At 67.1% G+C, this 16,246-nt stretch carries 14 protein-coding genes, 1 pseudogene and 1 other annotated feature; of the genes and pseudogenes, 12 read left to right on the forward strand and 3 right to left on the reverse strand.

Annotated features, from left to right (window positions below; all coding sequences use genetic code 11):
* Positions 1-485: 485 nt before the first annotated feature.
* A complete protein-coding gene (locus tag ACMGEZ_RS26705) occupies positions 486-959 on the forward strand; it encodes a hypothetical protein (protein ID WP_436825310.1) in 474 nt (157 codons plus the stop codon).
* A gap of 1,089 nt (positions 960-2,048) precedes the next feature.
* Here ACMGEZ_RS26705 and ACMGEZ_RS26710 read toward each other — a convergent pair.
* On the reverse strand, positions 2,049-2,468 hold the full coding sequence (locus tag ACMGEZ_RS26710; protein WP_436825296.1) for a hypothetical protein: 420 nt from the start codon (positions 2,466-2,468) through the stop codon (positions 2,049-2,051).
* 121 nt (positions 2,469-2,589) lie between these two features.
* Positions 2,590-3,111 (reverse strand): H-NS family nucleoid-associated regulatory protein, encoded by a 522-nt coding sequence (locus ACMGEZ_RS26715; protein ID WP_436825297.1) that lies wholly within the window; start codon positions 3,109-3,111, stop codon positions 2,590-2,592.
* Between the two features lie 291 nt (positions 3,112-3,402).
* Between ACMGEZ_RS26715 and pabB the strand changes: the two genes are divergently transcribed.
* From pabB to ACMGEZ_RS26770, 11 genes and pseudogenes are all read left to right on the forward strand, one after another.
* A complete protein-coding gene (gene pabB / locus ACMGEZ_RS26720; protein ID WP_436825298.1) occupies positions 3,403-5,499 on the forward strand; it encodes an aminodeoxychorismate synthase component I in 2,097 nt (698 codons plus the stop codon).
* Position 5,500: 1 nt separating this feature from the next.
* The gene (locus tag ACMGEZ_RS26725; protein ID WP_436825299.1) at positions 5,501-6,370 is read left to right on the forward strand and encodes a DMT family transporter; all 870 of its coding nucleotides are present in this window, start codon (positions 5,501-5,503) and stop codon (positions 6,368-6,370) included.
* Between the two features lie 379 nt (positions 6,371-6,749).
* Positions 6,750-7,478, forward strand: a complete 729-nt coding sequence (locus ACMGEZ_RS26730; protein ID WP_436825300.1) for a TetR/AcrR family transcriptional regulator — start codon at positions 6,750-6,752, stop codon at positions 7,476-7,478.
* Positions 7,475-8,419: an ABC transporter substrate-binding protein gene (locus tag ACMGEZ_RS26735; protein WP_436825301.1), complete on the forward strand. Its 945-nt coding sequence runs from the start codon at positions 7,475-7,477 to the stop codon at positions 8,417-8,419. Before ACMGEZ_RS26730 ends, ACMGEZ_RS26735 begins: the two co-directional genes overlap by 4 nt.
* Entirely contained in the window at positions 8,416-9,198 is a 783-nt protein-coding gene (locus ACMGEZ_RS26740) for an ABC transporter ATP-binding protein (protein ID WP_436825302.1), read from the forward strand. Before ACMGEZ_RS26735 ends, ACMGEZ_RS26740 begins: the two co-directional genes overlap by 4 nt.
* A complete protein-coding gene (locus tag ACMGEZ_RS26745) occupies positions 9,191-9,961 on the forward strand; it encodes an ABC transporter permease (RefSeq protein ID WP_436825303.1) in 771 nt (256 codons plus the stop codon). The genes ACMGEZ_RS26740 and ACMGEZ_RS26745 overlap by 8 nt, the downstream gene beginning before the upstream one ends.
* Positions 9,958-10,743: an ABC transporter permease gene (locus ACMGEZ_RS26750; RefSeq protein WP_436825304.1), complete on the forward strand. Its 786-nt coding sequence runs from the start codon at positions 9,958-9,960 to the stop codon at positions 10,741-10,743. The genes ACMGEZ_RS26745 and ACMGEZ_RS26750 overlap by 4 nt, the downstream gene beginning before the upstream one ends.
* Before the next feature lie 137 nt (positions 10,744-10,880).
* Complete coding sequence (locus ACMGEZ_RS26755) at positions 10,881-11,699, forward strand: cyclase family protein (RefSeq protein ID WP_436825305.1); 819 nt, start codon at positions 10,881-10,883, stop codon at positions 11,697-11,699.
* A gap of 7 nt (positions 11,700-11,706) precedes the next feature.
* Positions 11,707-13,029: a fumarylacetoacetase gene (gene fahA, locus ACMGEZ_RS26760; RefSeq protein WP_436825306.1), complete on the forward strand. Its 1,323-nt coding sequence runs from the start codon at positions 11,707-11,709 to the stop codon at positions 13,027-13,029.
* A 1,079-nt stretch (positions 13,030-14,108) separates the two neighbouring features.
* Positions 14,109-14,153 (forward strand): annotated as a pseudogene (locus tag ACMGEZ_RS26765) (hypothetical protein); the annotation flags it as partial.
* A gap of 83 nt (positions 14,154-14,236) precedes the next feature.
* Positions 14,237-14,352 (forward strand) — a sequence feature (AL1L pseudoknot).
* Positions 14,311-15,198, forward strand: a complete 888-nt coding sequence (locus ACMGEZ_RS26770) for a hypothetical protein (RefSeq protein ID WP_436825311.1) — start codon at positions 14,311-14,313, stop codon at positions 15,196-15,198. It overlaps the preceding feature by 42 nt.
* A gap of 832 nt (positions 15,199-16,030) precedes the next feature.
* Here the strand turns inward: ACMGEZ_RS26770 and ACMGEZ_RS26775 are convergent.
* Positions 16,031-16,246, reverse strand: a 216-nt coding sequence (locus tag ACMGEZ_RS26775; protein WP_436825307.1) for an autotransporter outer membrane beta-barrel domain-containing protein, incomplete at its 5' end; no start/stop codon positions are given.

The following is a 16,246-nucleotide window of genomic DNA, read 5'->3' on the forward strand; positions in this document are numbered from 1 at the left end:
ACGCTGGTCGTTGGACTGTACGCGCAAGGCCTGCGCAGCGACGGACCCCCGTCCTCTTCGAATATCGGGAGAAAGTGGAAGCATTACATGGAGGAACTGGACCATGCACAGCATGTACTGCACCAGCTTCGCACCAGTATCAAGAAGCGGCTGGCCGAGAATCCTTGGGCGTATCGGAAAGCGGGGGATGGCAGGCGTACAACGCGCCGAGAGCTAATCGTAGGCCTTGGTTCCACAGGCCATGTGGCCCTTTACGAAATCCTTCCAGGGCGGGGAGTCAAGGTGTTGGCCGTTCGTCATCAGCGCGAAGAGGACTACCACTGAGCCCAATGGGGCTGCAAGTCGCTGTGGTCCGGCCCTTCGGCATGTCAAGTTCGGGCCGTCTGCCGCAGTCAATTCTGCGCCGTACTCGCTCGGCGAAAAAGCTTCACGACCTCCGCTCTCTCGAGCTCTTCGCACCGACCTTTCCATCTTCTACCCAACCTATGACAGAACAGACCACCCTCATTCAGGAAGCCGCCCTCTGGAGCGACGAGCGCTGGACGGCGCGCGTGATCAAGAACGAAGACGACGACGGCTGGGCCGTCTCAATGACGCGCCACGGCGACCTCGAGCCGGCACTGGTCGGCCCCTGGACCATGGGCCGCGACAAGAAGAATCCCAAGCCGCTGGATGCGTCGGCCTTCCATACCCTGGTCAAAACGGCCGCCGAGGTGCTGCGCCGGCACGAGCAGCAGCTGCATGCCCGGCTCAACAAAAGCGTGAGCGTCTGCGCAGGATCGGAGCGCATCCGCGTCTCGTTGCAGATCGTGCCGGACGAGGACAACCCGCATGCCCTTCTGCGCGCCCATGACGAGCTCGGCGCTCAATTGGTCGAGATTCGCGTGGCACCCGACTTCAAGCTCAATGCAGACAGCGCGACGGCCTGGATCGAAGGCGGCTTCCAGAAGCCACACTGAAACAGGTATGGAGATCCGATGCCTCTTCCGTGGCCGACGCATCTGCTCAACGCGCCAACACCTCGTTCGAGAACGATGTCAGGCCTCGGGCGTCCGGGTCTCTGCATTCTGTCCATGAATACGTGCCATATCCCTCAGTCTCTTGATGCAGTGCCCGCGAGGAAAGGTGTGACCGCAAATTGGACTACCAATCCAAAGCGCCTCCTGCCGCCACACTGGCCGCCCCGCTCATTCGCTCAGGATTCGCAAGCGCTGTAGTCAGGTAGAAGAATCGGCGCTCGCCCCCTTCGAGCTCTCAGGTCAGCGTCGAAACTTTGATCTCCTTGCGCATCATCCCTTCACACCGGTCGGCGCACGGCGGCTGAAGTGGTGGGAAAGGGATCTCGCATTCAAGGCTCAGCAAAGGATACCGCCAGGCCGGCGATCAGCTTGGTCGAGCTGCGCGCAAAGATGTTTTTGCAAATATGCGAAGAACGCGATAGTTTTCGCAAACGTTCTTGGACTACCAAAAACTCGCATCTGGCCCACGAGAACGAGGCTCCGGACCGCCAATTCGCATCAGCGACACGGCATCCGGACTGTACGCGAGGCACGCCTTGGGGCGGTCCGCAAACGCAGTGGCTGGACACCGATGCATCCAACCCGCTCCCTGTCTCGTTGGACGCCCTCCATTCTTCTCTCGAGCGCAGTGGCTCCCCTGCGCAACGGGTTCCATAGGTGTTCTCGAGCCCTGTTCAGCGATGGGGATCAACATGGCCCGGACGAGCTCCGGCTGCGGACGGCGGTGAGGCCTCTGACATCGGGCGAATGAATGGTTCGATGACCCTCGCCCTTTAAGGCTTTACGGCCAACCCTTCTCCTCATTCACATGAAAGGCGCGCTCATCGTCGAAACCAGCGCGTGGTCGAAACTCGATCTGTTTCACGGTAGGGGTTAACCGCTGGTGCCGCAGGATCGACGTGAAGCCCCTGGATGCGCGAATGATGGCGAAGGTCGTTGAAGGCGGGCAGGCGAGGCCACTTCCTGCCGCGCGCGACCGGCTGGACCGGACGCCATAAATCCGCGCGCACGAACATCACGGCGCCACGCCTACCGGATGGCGAGCAGGGCCTGAATTCCGGCGGCTGCGACGAGCACCCCGAAGCCAAGGAACCCGAAGGCCGCGGGCGTGCGCGTCGCGGGTTGGACGACCAGGGCGACCACGCATCCGGCCAGCAGGACGGGAAGCGGCACGAAGACGGGTAGCGACAGCAGCATCGTGTCCTCCAGCGCACGCCAGGTGGCAGCCCCCTCGGAATAGGTCCAACGCAGGCCGGTGAGCGGAAGGAAGGCGACCACCATACACAGGAAGAAGCCCGGGAACAGCCAGTCCCACGGTGTCCCCTTCGCGCTTCGCACGACGACCGGCTGCCTGGCGGCTGCGCCGGCATGGCTGGGACTGGCACCATTGGCCAGCAAGGGGGCGCTGTTCGGGGCGGAGGTGGTGGCATGCGTTGTCATGCCCTGCATGGTGCAGTGCCGCTCGGTGTGCGGACCCGATTTCCCGCCGCAGTATCGCCTTGCGGTACTCGGCGTCGCAGCCCCGGACCCAGCAGCTCGGAGTCGCCCAGGATGAGCGCGGTGGCGCCCGCTACGCCGTCAGGGACGCCAGGGACTGGCCTGCTGCGAGGGCGTCCTTGAGCCACCGCGGCTTGGGCCCGCGTCCGCTCCAGGCATTGCCGGCCTGGTCGCGGTACCGCACTCGCGATGCCACCTTCTTCTTTCCCGGGCGGCGGGGGCCGGAAGCGGCTGCATCGGCCTTGCCCGGCTGCGTGCGGAACGCATCGATGCTGCCGCCGCCATCGATGGCCTCGCGCAGCCAGCGCGGTCGCGGCCCGCGCCCAGACCAGGTGTTGCCCTTGCCGTCCGCATAGCGGGCCGACGCGACAGAGCGAGAGTCAGCGCGGGAGGTGGCGCGGGAGTCCGCGCGGGCCCCTGACCGCCCCTGCTCCGAGGTCCCGCCCAAACCGAGCTGCTCCGCCGTCAGGCCGTAATGCGCAATCGCGACCTTGATGCGCGCCACCACTTCTTCGGCTTCCTTCTTGCGCAGCTTGTCGGCCTGGCGCTGCAATGCCTCTATCTGCCTCTGGATCTTTTGATAACTCTCAGTCATTGGCAACTCTGGTGGATTGAACGAGATTGGACTTCCGTTGCATCGTTAAAGAACACAACATCTTTTCCGGCGAGTCTCCATCCTACCTAACTCCGATGTGGCAGATGTGAATCTTGCGCACACGAAGGCTCAGCCTTGTAATGACAAAGAGCTCACGCGCAACTCGAATGGCCACGGGCCGCCTCTCAGTGCCGATCCAGTCCAACCACTTTGCAACTGCCAGATTCGACAGTTGTCCGCCCGCAAGCACCGCTCAAACATGGAGTCGCTTCCAATCCCAAGAGGACTCCCATGCGCACGCTCCTGATCGACAACTACGACTCCTTCACCTACAACCTCTACCAGTACCTCGCGGCCTGCAACGGCGAGCCGCCCTGCGTGGTGCGCAATGACGAGCTGAGCTGGGACGAAGCCGAAGCCCTCGGCTTCGACAATATCGTGATCTCGCCGGGACCGGGCCGCCCTCAGCGCGCAGAGGACATCGGCATCTCGGCGGACGCGCTGCGGCATTCGAAGGTGCCGGTGCTCGGCGTGTGCCTGGGCCACCAGGCGATCGCGCACCACTGCGGCGCCACCGTGGACCTGGCGCTTCGTCCGATGCATGGACGCATCGACCGCGTCTCGCATGCGCAGCGCGACCTCTTCCGCGGCATTCCCGACCGCTTCGAGGCGGTGCGTTATCACTCGCTGGCGGTCACGGACTTGCCGCCCTCGCTGCTGCCGCTCGCATGGAGCGACGACGGAACGCTGATGGCGCTGCGCCATGCGACACGGCCGTGGTGGGGCGTGCAGTTCCACCCGGAGTCGATCTGCACCGAGTTCGGCGCACGCCTGCTGCGCAACTTCCGCGACCTGACCGAGGAGTGGCGCGCGGCCCCGCCGCCGCGCGACACTGTAGGAATGCCCCTGCCGCCAAGGATCACCCCACGCGCCGCACCGCTGTACTGCCACGCCGAATGCCTCGACACGCAGGTGCCGCCCGACGAGCTCTTCGCCCTCGCGTTCGCCGGCGCCGACGCCGCCTTCTGGCTCGACAGCAACCTGGCGCAAGGCGGCAACTCGCGCTTCTCCTTCATGGGTGATGCGCAGGGACCGCGAGCCCAGGTGCTGAGCTACCGCTCAGCGCCGCAGGAGCTCGTCATCCGCCGCGGCCAGGCCCGGGAGACGCGATCGCAGTCGATCTTTGACTACCTGCACGAGCTGCTTTCCGGGCAGCCGCCCGCAGGCGCATCCGTGCTGCCCTTCGATTTCGCGGGCGGCCTCGTGGGCTACTTCGGCTACGAGCTCAAACGCGAGCTGGGCGGACGCCATGCGCACGACGCGCCCACGCCCGACGCGATGTGGATCCTGGTCGACCGCTTCGTCGCCTTCGACCATGCCGAGCAGCAGACCTGGATCGTCTGCCTCGACGGGCCTGAACTGCAGGAAGACAACCGCGACTGGATGCAGGCGATGGCCCTGCTCGCGACACAGCGCCCGCCGGGCGGGCCCAGTCCTGTGCCGGCGCGCCAGCACGCCGCCGCGGCCTTGCGCTCGCTGCAGTGGCAGATCGACCTGCCCGCCTACCGCAGCCTGATCCTGCGCAGCCAGCACGAGATCGTCCAGGGCGAGACCTACGAGGTTTGCCTCACCAACCAGCTGGTGGGCCAGGCCCGCATCGATGCGCTCGCCGTCTATTGCGCGCTGCGCGAGCGCAACCCGGCTCCCTACGCGGCGTTCCTCAGGTACGGCGACATCGCCGTCCTGTGCGCCTCGCCGGAGCTGTTCCTGCGGATCGCCACCGACCGGACGGTGGAGTCCAAGCCCATCAAGGGCACCGCCCCGCGCGGTGCAACGCCGCAGGAGGACGCGCAGATCGCCGCGGCCCTGATGGACGACGAGAAGACGCGCGCGGAGAACCTGATGATCGTGGACCTGCTGCGCAATGACCTCAACCGCGTCTGCGAGGTCGACAGCGTGCACGTGCCGGGCCTGTTCCGGATCGAGACCTACGCCACCGTCCACCAGCTCGTGAGCACGATCCGCGGGCGGTTGCGAGAGGGCATGAGTGCCGTGGACTGCGTGCGCGCCGCCTTCCCGGGCGGCTCCATGACCGGCGCACCGAAGATCCGGACCATGCAGCTGCTCGACGAGCTCGAGGTCTCCGCCCGCGGCGTCTACTCGGGCAGCATCGGCTACCTGTCCTTCAACGGCGCCGCCCAGCTCAACATCGTGATCCGCACGATCGTCTGCGCCGGCGAGAGGGTGTCGATCGGGGCAGGCGGCGCCATCATCGCGCTGTCGGACCCGGACGCCGAGGTCAAGGAGGTCGTGCTCAAGAGCCGGGCACCGTGGCAGGTGCTGCGCGAATGCGGCGCCGCGCTCCCCGAGCTCGACGGCGCGCGCTGAGATGGCCGAGCCCGCAAACCGCCGCGGGGCGGCGCTCATGACCTTTGCCATGGCGTGCTACGTGCTCAACGATGCCTGCGTGAAGCTCACCACCGACCGGCTGCCGCCTGGCCAGGTCCTCGCCGTGCGCGGCATCTTCGCGGTCGCGATCCTGTTGGCCATCGCGGTAGCGCTGCACCGGCTGCAGGGCGACTGGCGCATGCTGCTGCGCCCGCTCGTGGCCTTGCGCTGCGCGCTCGAACTCGCCACCGCGCTCGCCTCGGTGATCGCGCTGGCTCTGGCGCCGCTGGCCCTGGTCACCTCGCTCATGATGACGGCGCCGCTGATGATCTCGATCGCAGCCATGTCCCTCGGCTGGGAACGCTGGAACGCCCGCCGGCTTGCCGGCACGCTGGCCGGCCTGCTCGGGGTGCTGGTCATCGTGCGGCCGCAGCAGGGCGCGGCGGCGCTGCCCGCCTGGGGCGCCGCGAGCGCCCTGTTGTGCGCGGCCCTGCTGGCCGCGCGCGAGCTCGCAACGCGCCGGCTTCCCCCCGAGGCACCATCATGGATGATCGCCCTGGCGGCCGCGGCCGCAGTCTGCGCAGGCGCCGGTGCGCTGGGCCTCGCCGAGCATTGGCCCGCGCTCACGTCGAGGGATGGCGGACTGCTCGCCGCCGCAGCTCTTTTCGCCGCCCTCGGCAACTACGCCCTCATCGCCGCGTGCCGGCGCGGCGACCTGTCGGCGATCGTCCCCTTCCGCTACAGCAACATCGTCTGGGCGCTGATCGCCGGCCATGTGCTGTGGAACCACACCCCGGACCGGCAGGCCTTGCTCGGCATCGCCATGATCGTGGCCGGCGGCCTGCTGTCGATGGGCGGCAGGCGGCCCTGACCGTCTCGAGGTCGAACCCCGCAGCCCTCCATCCGTTGCTCGGCGGCGTCCGCGCGCTGCGGCAGCTTGCCTGCAGCCACCGGCCATTGCGCCCGGACTCGGCATTCCCGCCTCCTCGTCGAAGGACTCACCGACGTGCTGCGTCGCCATCTCCTTCGTGGTCATGGACCGGTGCCATAGCGCGTCATCCGCGTCGAAGCAAGGCCGCGCTTCTCGCGCGTGAATCCTGGCAGAGGCCCATCGGGGGGCGATGTTGGAGGTGATGTCGGGGGCGGACCTGCCTGGAGCGCAATGTGGCGCCGCGCGCTGCCCGATCGGGATTGGCCTCAGGGTTTGTACGTGTGTTCAATAGTTTTGTACAGACGTCCAATACCTCCCCATGAATGCCCGTCCCCCGCCCGTCAAGCGAAGCGCCCACCGGGCTGCGGCCGGCAGGGCCGAGACGGCCCGACCGGACCGGCGCCACGCGATCCTGCTGGCGGCAGAGAAGCTGTTTGCACAGCACGGCTATCACGCAGTCACCATCCGCCAGATCGCCGAGGAAGCCGGTGTGCCGCTGGCGCTCGTCGGGTACTACTACGGCCCCAAGCACGACCTCTTCCATGCGATCTTCGAGCACTGGAGCCACACCATCGAGGAGCGGCTGGCGGGCCTGAAGGCGGTGCGCATCGACCCTGCGGACCTGCGCACGCTGCCGCGCATCATCGAGGCCTTCACGGGCCCGGTGCTCGCGCTGCGCGCGAGCGCCGAGGGCGAGTACTACGCGCTGCTGGTGGCGCGCGAGCTCTACCACGCGACCGAGGAGGCCGACCGCGTGATGCGCGGCTACTTCGATCCGCTGGCCGAGGCCTACATCGACGCGCTGCACCTCGCGCTGCCGCACGCCACGCGCGGACAGGTGGCGTGGGCGTACCAGTTCGCGCTGGGCGCCCTGCTACACCACCTGAACGACAGCCGCATCGAACGGCTCTCGCGCGGCGAGAACCGGCGCAGCGATCCCGCCGCGGCACCGATGCTCGTGAACTTCATCGTCGGCGGACTGCGCGCCGCGCTGCCGCGGCCGAAGGCGCCGCCCAAGACAACCACCCCCAGGAGACAGAAGACATGATGAAACGACGCACCCTGCTGTCGGCGCTGGCCGCTGCCTCAGCCGCCGCGGCGCTGCCCGCACGCGCACAACCCAACCCGAAGATCGTGTTCGGCTACACCGCCGTGTCCGACTTCGCCTCGGTCTTCGTGGCCGCCGAAGAGGGCTACTTCAGGAAGCGCAATCTCGACGTCGAGCTGAAGTTCATTCCGCTCAACTCCACCATCCCCGCGGCGCTGCAGTCCGACTCGCTGCAGATCGGCGGGCCGACGCCTTCGGTGTTCCTGCAGGCGGTGGATGGCGGGCTCGACCTGGTGCTGGTGGCCGGTGGCGGGCTCACGTCGAAGACCATCACGGGCTTCGGCCTGGTGGCGCGCGCGGGCTCGGGCATCAAGAATCCGCAGGACTGCGTGGGCAAGAAGATCGGCGTGCCCGGGCTCGGCGCCTTCCTGCACGTGACTTTTCGTGCCTGGCTCAAGGACAGCGGCGTGGACTACCGCAAGGTCAATTTCGTCGAGGCCTCGTTTCCCCAGCATGCCGACCTGCTGCGCGGCGGCTCGGTGGACGCGGTGGTGTCGGCCGACCCGTTCATGAGCCGCATCACCGAGAGCGGCGCGGGCTACGTGGCCTCCTACTACTCCACCTTCCTGCCCGAGAACAACCAGACCATCGTGCATGCGGCCAAGCGCGAATGGGTGGCGAAGAACCCGGGCGCAGCGCGTGCGTTTCGCGAATCGCTGGTCGAGGCAGCGGCCTTCATGCAGCAGCCGAAGAACGATGCCAAGGTGCGTGCGGCCATCGGCAAGTACATCAAGCTGCCGCCCGAGGTGCTCGCCAAGATCCAGATCTCGCCGCCCGGTGCGACGGTGAGCGAGAAGCAGCTGGGCTACTGGGTGGGCCTCATGAAGGACCAGGACATGCTCAAGACGCCGATCGACGTCGCGAAGCTGATCGCCAAGTGAACGCAGCCACGGACTTTCTTCGCTTCGACGGCGTCGCGATCCGGCTGGGCGGGCGCGAGATCCTGTCGCCCACCTCGTTCGACGTGGCGCGCGGCGAGTTCGTCTGCATCGTCGGCCCGAGCGGCTGCGGCAAGACCACCCTGCTTCGCGCGGCCAGCGGGCTCGTGGCCGCCAGTGCCGGCGAGGTGCGCCGCAACGGAGCGAAGGTGACGCAGCCCTCGCGCGAAGTGGCCTTCGTATTCCAGGACTATGGCCGTGCGCTGCTGCCCTGGCGCACGGTAGAGGGCAATGTGAGCCTCGCGCTCGAAGCGGCCGGCGTGCCCGCCTCACAGCGTGCGCCGCGCATTGCCGACGTGCTCGGCAAGGTGGGACTTGCCAAGCATGCGAAGAAGTTCCCGGTGCAGCTGTCGGGCGGCATGCAGCAGCGCGCGCAGATTGCCCGCTGCCTGGCGCAGACGCCCGAGCTCATGATGATGGACGAGCCCTTCGGCGCGCTCGATGCGCTCACGCGCCAGAGCCTGCAGGACGAGCTCGCGCGGCTGGTGCGGGACACAGGGCTCACGGTGCTCTTCGTCACGCACGACCTCGAGGAGGCCATCTACCTTGGCGACCGTGTGATCGCGCTGCAGGCGAATCCCGGGCCGGGGCGACCGAGCCTCGCGCGGATGATCGACGTGAGGATTCCGCGGCCGCGCGATCAGCTCACGACCAAGGAACATCCGCAATACCTGCAGCTGCGGCGCGAACTCTTCGCCTTCATCGAGCAGGGCCATGACTGAACGCGGCTTCTTTCGCTGGCTGCGGCCGTGGATCTTTCCGGCCGTGCTCATCGGCGCCTTCGAGTGGTACGCGCGCCGCGCGGCTGCGCTGGGCAGCGACGCGCTCGCGCCGCCCAGTGCGGCCGCCAGGGCCTTCGTCGGCGCCGCGCTCGACGGCTCGCTCTGGCAGGCCACCGGCTTCACACTCGGCACGGCCGCGCTCGGGCTGCTGCTGGGCGCGGTGCTCGGCATCGCGCTCGGGCTGGTGCTCGGGCTCTCGCGCCGCGCGACGCAGCTCGGCTCGCTCTCCATCGAAGTGCTTCGGCCCGTGCCCTCGGTGGCGCTGATTCCGCTGGCGATGCTGACCTTCGGCTTCGGCGTGCGCATGGAGCTGGCCATCGTCGCGTTCGCCACGTTCTGGCCGCTCCTGGTGCTGGTGCGCTCGGCGGTGCAGCAGATCGAACCTCGGCTGCTCGAAGTGAGCCGCGTACTGGGCCTTTCGGCGCGCGAGCGCGCCTTCAAGATCGTGCTGCCGGCCATCGTGCCGCGCCTCTTCGTCGCACTGCGCCTGGGCGTGGCGGTGGCGCTGGTGGTCGCGGTCACGGTGGAGATCGCGGCCAACCCCCACGGCATGGGCTACGCGATGATGATTGCGCAGCAGAGCTTCGATCCTGCGCTGATGCTCGCATGGCTGGGCTGGATCGGCGTGGTGGGCTTTGCGGTGAACGCCGGCATGCTGCTTCTGCAGCGCATGGTCGCGCGGCGCATGGGGGTGCAGCCATGAAGGCCGGGGGCCGCCCGGGCCTGATGAACGGACTGGGCTCGTTCGCCGTGCTGTGCGCCTTCATTGCGCTCTGGTGGATGGCCAGCAATGCGGGCTGGGTGAGCCGCGTGTTCCTGCCAACACCGCAAGCCACGTTGTCGAGCCTGCTCGAAGGACTCAACCTGTCGGGCGGCTCGGGCGGCGAGCTGCTCGCCTTCACGCAGGCCACTGTCGCTCGCATGGTGCAGGGCTGGCTGCTGGCCTCGCTCCTGGGCGTGCTGCTGGGTGCGGCAATCGGCGTGTCGCCCGCGGTGCGGGCATGGGTGCAGCCGACCCTCGAGTTCATCCGCCCCCTGCCCGCGTCGGCGCTGCTGCCGCTGGCCATCTCGATCTTCGGGCTCAACCCCGCAATGGTGCTGTTCGTGGTGGCCTTCGGGGCGATGTGGCCGGTGCTGCTGGCCACGGTGCACGGCTTCGCGGCCGTGGAGCCGCGGCTTTCGGAGGTGGCGCGCTGCCTGCAGATGTCTCGCGCGGCCTTCGTCTGGAAGATGGGCCTGCCCAACGCCATGCCCGATATCCTGGCCGGCATGCGCCTTGCGCTGACCATCGCGCTGATCGTCGCGGTGGTGGGCGAAATGATCGCTTCGCAAAGCGGGCTGGGCCAGGCGATTCTTCTTGCGGCGCGCGCATTCCGCGCCAGCGATCTTTTCGCGGGCATCGCGCTGCTCGGGCTCATCGGCTTCGCGAGCAACGCGCTGCTGGCCTTTACCGAGAAGCGGCTGCTGCGTTGGCAGCAGCCGTAGACAGCGGATTTCCGCAACGCAGAGGACGCGAAAGGAAACCCACATTGATGGACTGAATCTTTGGCGCTCTCTGAGAAACCTTCGCGTTTCCGGCAGCCCGTCTTGCCTATTCACCCCCCACACCCCAAAGGAGCCCTATGCCACGCAAATTCGTCGACCTCTCGATCTTCCTCGAGAACGATGTACTTTCCGATCCGCCTGCCTTCGCACCGAAGATCCAGTACTTCACGCACGAGCAGACCTACGAGCAGATCGAGCCCTTCTTTCCAGGCCTCAAGAAGGAAGACCTGCCAGACGGCGAAGGCTGGGCCGTGGAGCTGGTGCAGCTTTCCACGCACAACGGCACGCACCTCGATGCGCCCTATCACTTCCACTCGACGATGGACAAGGCGCTGGGCGACAAGAAGCCCGCCATCGCGATCCATGACGTGCCGCTGGAATGGTGCTTCCAGCCGGGCGTGAAACTCGACTTCCGGCATTTCGAGGACGGCTACGTCGTGACCGCCGCGGACGTGGAGGCCGAGCTCCGGCGCATCGGCCACACGCTGAGCCCGCTGGAGATCGTGGTGGTCAACACGCGCGCGGGCTCGCGCTACGGCAACGCCGACTACGTGTCGGCCGGCGCGGGCATGGGCTACGAGGCCACCATGTACCTGCTGGAGCGCGGCGTACGCCTCACGGGCACCGACGCGTGGAGCTGGGACGCACCCTTCGTGCACACCGCGAAGAAATACGGCCAGACGCATGACGCCTCGCTGATCTGGGAGGGCCACAAGGCCGGCCGCGACATCGGCTACTGCCACATCGAGAAGCTGCACAACCTCGAGGTGCTGCCGCCCACGGGCTTCTTCATCAGCTGCTTTCCGCACAAGATCCGCGGCGCATCGGCGGGCTGGACGCGCGCTGTGGCGATCTTCGACGATGCGCTGATGGCGTCGGTCTCAACCGAAAGCTGAAACACTGATGATCGCGCTCAACCACACGCACGATGCCGGCGCCAGGAGCTGGGTCGAGGCCGCCAACATCGACGCGACCGACTTCCCGGTCCAGAACCTGCCCTACGCGGTGTTTCGGCGCAGAAGCACCCAGGAGCCGTTTCGCGGCGGCGTCGCCATTGGCGACCAGGTGCTCGACCTGGCGGCGCTCTGCGCGCGCCAGCTGCTCGACGGCCTCGCGCTCGATGCGGCGCGTGCCGCCGCGCTGCCGGCGCTGAACGACTTCTTCGCGCTCGGCGCACCCGCGTGGCAGGCGCTGCGCCACGCGGTGTTCGCATTGCTGCGCGACAGCGCCGAGGACGCCGCGGTACAGGCAGTGCGCGAATGCCTGGTGCCGCAAGCCGAAGTCGAATACACGGTGCCCGCACGAATCGGCGACTACACCGATTTCTATACCTCGATCGACCATGCGCTGAACATCAGCCGCCTGATGAATCCGCAGGGCGACGTGACGCCCAACTTCCGCTGGATCCCCACGGCCTACCACGGGCGCGTATCGACCATCGGCGTGAGCGGCCAGCGCTTCCATCGGCCGATGGGCCAGACGATGGCGCCGGGGGCCATGGCGCCCACGTACCATGCCTGCGCGCGGCTCGACTACGAGCTCGAACTGGGCATCTGGATCGGCCAGGGCAATGCGGCAGGCGAGCCGATTCCGCTCGAGCGCGCGGAAGAACACATCTTCGGCATCTGCCTGCTCAACGACTGGTCGGCGCGCGACATCCAGTTCTGGGAGATGGCGCCGCTCGGGCCCTTTTTAGCGAAGAACTTCGCGACCACCATCTCGCCGTGGATCGTGACAATGGAAGCGCTCGCACCTTATCGCGAGGCCTGGACGCGGCCTGAGAACGAGCCGCAGCCGCTCGGCTATCTGGAAAGCGCGGCGAATCGCGAGAGCGGCGCCATCGACATCCGCCTGGAGGTGTGGCTCGAAAGCGAGAAGGCGCGCAATGACGCAAGCGGGCCTTCTCGCCTGTCACGCACGAGCTTCAGGCACCAGTACTGGAGCGTGGCGCAGATGGTGGCCCACCACACGGTGGGTGGCTGCAGCCTGAACCCCGGCGACCTGTTCGGCAGCGGAACCATCTCAGGTCCGGGCCCCGGCGAGGCCGGCGCGATCATCGAGCTCACGCGTGCCGCGCAAAGCCCGGTCACGCTGGCCACTGGCGAACAGCGCGGGTTCCTCGAGGACGGCGATGCCGTGCTGCTGCGCGGCTGGTGCGAGAAGCCGGGGCACGCGCGCATCGGCTTCGGCGAAAGCCGAGGAACCGTGCTGCCGGCCAAAGGCTGAGGACTTCCACAGCGTCCGGAAGAGAAGTGGCGGGGTGGTATTCGCATGAGATGTGGAGCGGCCAAAGGTTCAGCAACAGGGTGGCTGGCTCCATCTGGCGGTCAGCATCGCTTGCCCGGACGGCTGGGGACTGTCGAGCAGAAGCCCGCTTGCGATCGCAGCGCATGCGCTCGGCGCAGAGGTGGCTCACGGAGAACACCCGGCGCCTCGCGCGTGTGCCGGGCTGCGGGCGCTCTGTGTAGACAGAGCTCAGGCGGAGAATCCACCTGCGCCCACGTCGAGGAACGGATGGCACCTACATCCGGGAAGCTCGCTCGACACCAGATTTGGATCACCATTTCAAGGAGCAGCAGCATGAAAGCATTGCTTGGCTTGGCCGTGGTGGTGGCGCTATCCGGGTGCGCCCAGATTCAAAGAACCTTCGGCTTCGGGCAGCGAGCTGAAGCCTGTCCTTCCGGCGGCTCCTGTTGCTGCACGACTCCAGGCGCCACCGACTGCAGGATTCGACCGGCAGGTTCGGCCTGCCCCGCTGAGCGGCCGGTCCCCGTTGCCCAACCGCTCAGGAGATAACTCGCGACATCCCCGCCTATGACCGATCCGAAGTGCCTCACCTGCCAAGGCTGCGGATGGGTCTGCGAGGACCACCAGGACCGCCCTCCGCCCGGTGGCGGAGGGCGGGTGCCATTGCGGCGGCGCGGCCGTGCCGTGCACGTGCAACCTGAAGCCGCGCCGCGGTCGACATGGCAGTCATCGCGACCGTCGACCCCGATTCGGTGAAGGAGTGGGTGCAGTCGTAGCGATCCTGACCGCCTGCGAGTCGGGATGACGCGACGACGCCGCGACCTCGCGCAAGCCAAGGCACAAAGGAAGGCTCCAGCTGAACCGCCCCCGGATTTTGAGGAGGCTCCTTCCCTAGAGAATGGAGCCAAGATGAGGAAGTCCCCGAAGTTTTCCCCCGAAGTGATCGAGCGTGCCTTGCGCATGGTCTTCGACGCCAAGGATCAATATCCGTCGCAGTTGGCGGCGATCGAGTCGATCGCCGGCAGATCGGCTGCACGGCCGAGACGCTGCGCAAGTGGGTGCGCCAGGGCGAGCGCGACAGCGGCGTACGGCCCAGTGCGACCACGGCCGAGCAGCAGCGCATCAAGGAGCTCGAGCGCGAAGTGCGCGAGTTGCGCAAGATCAACGAGATCCTGAAGCTGGCCAGCGCGTATTTCGCCCAGGCGGAGCTCGACCGCCAGCTCAAGAAGTGAACGCCTTCGTCGACGAGTACCGCGCTCGTTGCGGGTCGAGCCGATCTGCCGCGCGCTGCAGGTCGCCCCGTGGGCCTACCGGCGCCATGCGGCGCGCCAGCGCAACCCGGCGCTGCTGCCCCCGCGAGCCCAGCGCGATGCCCAGTTGCTGGCGCAGGTGCAGCGCATGTACGACCAGAACCTGCGGGTAAAGACGGCGGGCGGGCACCTGCACGCACTCGATCGCAGGCAAGCACAAGGTTCCGGAGGATGCGAAGCTGCTGCCGTGCAGTTTGAAGGCACCCGCGTCGCGCTCACGAGGTCATTCGTTTGGAAACACAAAGACGGTGCGGCAGTCCGTGCAGCGGGCCTCCCCAAGGTTCCCAATGCTGCGCCGCGGCTCCAGGCCGGACGCCCGACCTGCCAGAAAGCACTCAGGACATGGCAGCGCACTGCTGGGTCTCTTCAGGGCGCTGGACCAAGCACTCTCCCAATCGCTGATCACCGCTGGCGCTGCCCGTTTCGCCTTCAGGTGACTCAGCAGTTCGTGGTGCATGCTTTCGATCGCCATGTCCGTCCCTTCGCCTTGGAGCGTCGCTGTGAAGGAACGCCCGGTGCTGTTTCCCGGCCCATGGTGCACCCACTGCTCGCGAGACCCGGATTCGCCGCGTGCTGGAGCCGCTCGACCTGGACGAGCAGGTCTCTTTCAGAACTGCGTTTGGCCTGTTCCCGTTCGATCGTGCACCCACCGCATCGACTGCTGCTCAGCGTGTCGGATCGCCTCCGCCTCGGTGCCATACGCGAATTCTTCCGTGTCGTTTGGCAGCCGCGTCTCTTCCGCATCCGCTGGGGTGCGTACAAGAACGACGATGGGCTCATAGCCGCCGCGCACGGGCTCGGCGCGCAGCTCGAATCGAAAGCCACGGTATTCAAGTGAGTGGCCGTCGGAGATGGAGTGCTGGGGTCTGTCATGCGTGTGGCCTCTGGGGATCACGAGATCGTGCGCCACTGCGGGGCGAGGGGTGCAGGTCCGCGGATGCACCAAGCGAAGGACGACGCGCCGTAGCAGCCCGCGCAGGACCATGAAGCACTTCTGCGCCCTGGCCAGTGCCACAGCGGGTGCAATGGCCGCCGTGCGCACCGGGCACTGCGGAGCCCCTGACTTCCGCCTAGCGGTTGATGTGCGCGCCTCCGTGGCGTGCCTGGAAGTGCGGCGGCCGACTGACCTTCACGACCGCTGGCCTCGAAGGCCGCACTACCTGCCAGGCAGCGCACCTCCAGCCATGACACGCGGCACAGCAGCCCCCGCACCACCACCGCCCAACTGGTGTTCTGAGCCAATAAATGCCCAAACGGCGGCACAGGCGTCACGCGGTCCGCCAAGCGCCTCAAGCTTTAGGTCGCCGATGCAAATGCCCGAACGACGCCCGCCCGCGCAGGTTCGAACAGCAGGCAACTGCTAATAAATACTCAAACTGCCCGCACGCCCCCGTCGAATAAGTTCCTCCAAGGTTGTCGCACCTGCCAACCTAGGGAAATCAACAGCTTACGAGCGCCGTTTTCAAAGTTGCGCTCTTCACTTTTTCACAGTTCCGCCGGCGCACAGGTGCAGCGAGGATCGACCGGCCGCTTCCGGGCCCCTTTGCCGTCCGCTGTAGGCCCGGTTCGGGCCCTGAGCGGCTCTACGCTGCGCTCCGAAGCTGCCGTTCGTGGGGATGTTCAAGTCGCGGAACCGCGGCTGCCGAGCTGCCGAGCAGGCCGGTCTTTGCTCAAAAGGCCCAGTTCAAGTTGACCTTGAACCCATGATCCTGCAACCCGCTGCCGAACTGGCCCGAGTACGAAGCACCTAGGCTCAAGTTGGGCCGCAGCTGCGTCTCCACGCCGGCTTCGAGCACCGCCACGTTCTTGGCCAGCGGCACGCCCGCGAGCGTGAAGGGCAGGCTGCCGCCGAAGGCATGCGTGCTGGTGGGCGTGGTGTCGCCGAA

It is taken from the genome of Variovorax stachyos, from assembly GCF_051400855.1.
Classification (GTDB): Bacteria; Pseudomonadota; Gammaproteobacteria; order Burkholderiales; family Burkholderiaceae_C; genus Variovorax.

Excerpts from the sequence above, each read along its gene's own strand:
- ACMGEZ_RS26705 (WP_436825310.1), top strand. The coding sequence starts at position 486 with ATGACAGAACAGACCACCCTCATTCAGGAAGCCGCCCTCTGGAGCGAC.
- ACMGEZ_RS26725 (WP_436825299.1), top strand. The coding sequence starts at position 5,501 with ATGGCCGAGCCCGCAAACCGCCGCGGGGCGGCGCTCATGACCTTTGCC.
- ACMGEZ_RS26730 (WP_436825300.1), top strand. The coding sequence starts at position 6,750 with ATGAATGCCCGTCCCCCGCCCGTCAAGCGAAGCGCCCACCGGGCTGCG.
- pabB (WP_436825298.1), top strand. The coding sequence starts at position 3,403 with ATGCGCACGCTCCTGATCGACAACTACGACTCCTTCACCTACAACCTC.
- ACMGEZ_RS26735 (WP_436825301.1), top strand. The coding sequence starts at position 7,475 with ATGATGAAACGACGCACCCTGCTGTCGGCGCTGGCCGCTGCCTCAGCC.
- ACMGEZ_RS26755 (WP_436825305.1), top strand. The coding sequence starts at position 10,881 with ATGCCACGCAAATTCGTCGACCTCTCGATCTTCCTCGAGAACGATGTA.
- ACMGEZ_RS26715 (WP_436825297.1), bottom strand. The coding sequence starts at position 3,111 with ATGACTGAGAGTTATCAAAAGATCCAGAGGCAGATAGAGGCATTGCAG.
- fahA (WP_436825306.1), top strand. The coding sequence starts at position 11,707 with ATGATCGCGCTCAACCACACGCACGATGCCGGCGCCAGGAGCTGGGTC.
- ACMGEZ_RS26710 (WP_436825296.1), bottom strand. The coding sequence starts at position 2,468 with ATGCAGGGCATGACAACGCATGCCACCACCTCCGCCCCGAACAGCGCC.
- ACMGEZ_RS26750 (WP_436825304.1), top strand. The coding sequence starts at position 9,958 with ATGAAGGCCGGGGGCCGCCCGGGCCTGATGAACGGACTGGGCTCGTTC.
- ACMGEZ_RS26745 (WP_436825303.1), top strand. The coding sequence starts at position 9,191 with ATGACTGAACGCGGCTTCTTTCGCTGGCTGCGGCCGTGGATCTTTCCG.